Below are 3,207 nucleotides of genomic sequence, written 5' to 3'. Positions count from 1 at the left end.
AGATCTACGTCCCCTGGATCAACTGGCTGCTGATGGTCTCGGTCCTCACCCTGGTCTTCGCCTTCCGCAGCTCCGCGGCGCTGGCCTTCGCGTTCGGCATGGCGGTCACCGGCACCATCACCATCACCACCCTGCTGTTCTTCTACGTCGCGCGCGCGAAGTGGGGTACGCCCAAGTGGCTCATCGGGATCGGCGCCGGCGTGCTGCTCCTCGTGGACCTCTTGTTCGTGGCGGCCAACCTGACCAAGCTCGTCCACGGTGCGTGGCTGCCGCTGCTGATCGGGCTGACGGCGTTCACCGTGATGACGACCTGGCAGCGCGGCCGCAGAATCGTCACGGCGGAACGCGCCCAGCACGAGGGGCCGCTCCCCGCTTTCATCAACGGCCTGCGGTCCGGGGCGGAGCCGACGCGTACGGTCCCTGGCACGGCCGTCTTCCTCAACCGGGGCAAGGAGACCGCGCCGCTCGCCCTGCGGGCCAACGTCGAGCACAACCACGTACGGCACGAACAGGTCGTGATCCTTTCCATCGAGACCGAGCCGGTGCCCCGGGTCCCGGCCGACCGGCGCCTCCTCGTCGACAGCCTCGGTTTCGCCGACGACGGGATCGTGCACGTCACCGCTCGGTACGGCTACATGGAGACGCCGGACGTACCCGCGACCCTGGCGATGCTCGAACCGGCCGACACCGAGGGGCCGTTGGACCTCGACCGGGCGTCCTACTTCCTGTCGAAGATCGAGCTGCGCCGGGGCAGGGCCCGGACGATGGCCCCGTGGCGAAAGCGTCTGTTCATTGCCACGTCCTACATCACGGCCGACGCGGCCGAGTATTTCGGCCTTCCCGGCGACCGCACGGTCATCATGGGCTCTCACATCGAGGTGTGACCCCGCCCGAACCGGCCCAGCTCACAGCTGGCCGTTGCGTCGGAAGCCGCGGTGGAGGAGGAAGCGGTTGGTGGCGGCGATGCCGAGGGCGGCGGGGTACCCCAGGCGTCGGCGCAGTTGTGGTCGGCGTGCAGGGCGTGGACGCCGTACACCATGGCGGTTCTGGCGATGATCGTGTGCGTCGACGTTCTGGGCGACGGCGACGGCGACCTCGGCGAGGCGGGCCTGGAGGCTGGAGTCGATCGCGTCGAAGCCGGCGCACGGCGGGCGGTGTCAGCCGGACGGTGCTTCCGGGTCCTCGCGGGGGCAGGGGAAGGTGTCCGGTGCTGTGCCCCAGGTCGCGCGGTTCTGCCGGTCGGGCAGGATGCCGCAGCTGAGCAGCGTGGCCGTGGCACCGCCCGGCTGGGTGATCTCGCGGATGTAGACGGCCTTGTCGGGCGGGTACTTGTTCTTGGCGTCCAGGCGCAGTACGCCCGAGGCACCGGGGTACTGGGAGACGCCGTGGGCGGTGAGCCACAGGTAGATGTCGTTGGGCTGGACGTCCGGCGTGGCCGGCAGCAGGTTCTCGATGACCTTCGAGACGATGCCGACGGTGTCGAAGCCGCCGGCCGCGTCGGCGTCGGCGCTCAGGTGCCCGAAGACGGCTGCGAAGTCCTGGGTGAACTGGGCGTAGGGGTCCCGGGGGTCCGAGGTGGGGGCGTTCGGCGTCTCGTAGAACAGCGTCATGTACGGGTAGGCGCGTGCCGTTCGGGCGGGACGGAGCTGGAAGTCGATGGGGGCGCTCTCGGCGATCAGTGGGATGGTCGTGCCCTCGGCGGGCTGGCACTGGCCGCCGGCGCTCTGCATGGCGTTGAGGAGGCTGGGCAGCACACCCGATCGCGCGAGGTAGACGACGATGCCGTGGGTGGCGGAGACCTTGTTGCACATGTCGGTGGCGATGCTGTCGGGGGTGGTGGCTCCGGGTTTCTCGCTGTAGGTGACCTCTTCGATGCCGCCGTAGGGCTGGTAGGCGTGGAGGAAGACGTTTCTGAGGTCGATGCTGAAGGAGGGGTCGGTGGGGTCGTAGACGACGACGGCGTGGGGGCGGCGGCTGGTGAGGTGGCGGATCTCGGGGGAGTGGTGGATGAAGTCGGCGAAGACGGGGCCCAGGCGGGTGTTGGGGGCCGAGATCTGGAAATAGCGCTGTGGCGAGTCGGGTCCGACCATGGTGCTGCCGGACACGCCGTTGGCGACGACCGGGATGCCGGCCTGGTCGAGTTCCTGGACCGCTCGCAACGACTCGCGACGGCTCTGTGTGATGCCGATGACCGCGGCGATGTGGTCCTCGCGCTGCCGGTCGATGATCATCTGGGCGACGTCCGGGTCCTTCGGTGCCGCGTCGTCGTGCGCGCCGTACTGGAAGTACTGTCCGGTGTTGGCGATGAGCAGGCGGACGGGCATCTTGTTCTGGCGGACGCCGGCGTTCAGCCGGTGCTGTTGGGCGATCGCGCCGCGCAGGATCTGCAGGCCGAGCGGCGGGTCGTCGTAGACACCCTTCTGCAGGCTCAGGGGCGCGAGAAAGACCAGGGTGCGGTAGCGCCCGTCGGGGATCCGGGCGTTCTCCTCGGCGACCCGGTGCTCCAGATCCCGCAGTTCCTTCCCGGGATCCCCGGGCACGGCGAGATCACACTGCTTGCCGTCGGTGACACCCACGCGCTCGCCCGTGGGCACCGTGACGCACGACGGCTGTTCGGGGCGCTCGGTGCCTGGCCAGAAGGAGACGGGGAGCAGGTAGAAAGCGGCGGTTGCCAGGGCCAGGGCCGGAAGTACCGAGGGGCGCACCCAGTCGAGGGGGTGGTCCCTGCGGACCGTGATCCCGCCACCCTTCTCGACCTTGTTTCTCGCCGTGCCCTCCGTGTCGTCCTCTGCGGGCAGCGTGACGAGGCGTACGGGCTCGGGGCCGTCCTCGCTGAGGACGGCGAACACCTTGTCGGCGATGCCGTTCGGCCGGTCGGGGTCGGCACCCAGGGGGACGGCGTAGTCCGGCGGCGGGCCCGCGCAGCCGGCCAGGACGAGCAGCGGCCGGGAGGGATGGTCGCCGGCCAGTTCCGCGAACGTGCCGAGCAGTGTCCGGCCGGGTCCGTCCGCCGCGTCGATCTGCGGGACGAGGACCACGAAGGAGGAGTGCCGCCGGGCCCACAAGTGGCTCAGCCGGGACCTGCGCCGGGTGGCTTTGCGCAGGTCGGTGAGGAGCGCGCGCAGCAGGATCCGCCTTACGAGCGGGTCCTCGCGGTCCAGTTCACCTTCCTGGCAGCCCCTGCTGTCACGAGTCCCGCCGAATCGG

Annotated in this window: 2 protein-coding genes; one reads left to right on the top strand and one right to left on the bottom strand. The window is 69.9% G+C overall.

The genetic code is table 11. The features are described 5' to 3' along the window. Positions 1 to 884 (top strand): KUP/HAK/KT family potassium transporter (locus ABZ646_RS43615; protein WP_360532490.1); only part of this gene is annotated, 884 nt, incomplete at its 5' end. Between the two features lie 273 nt (positions 885 to 1,157). Here the strand turns inward: ABZ646_RS43615 and ABZ646_RS43610 are convergent. Next, a partial coding sequence (locus tag ABZ646_RS43610) for a hypothetical protein (protein WP_360532487.1) occupies positions 1,158 to 3,207 on the bottom strand: 2,050 nt, incomplete at its 5' end.

This window comes from Streptomyces sp. NPDC007162 (assembly GCF_040634175.1).
In the GTDB taxonomy this organism is placed as follows: domain Bacteria; phylum Actinomycetota; class Actinomycetes; order Streptomycetales; family Streptomycetaceae; genus Streptomyces.
The sequence above is the reverse complement of the archived record's forward strand: the minus strand, read 5'-3'. Positions and strand labels throughout refer to the sequence as shown.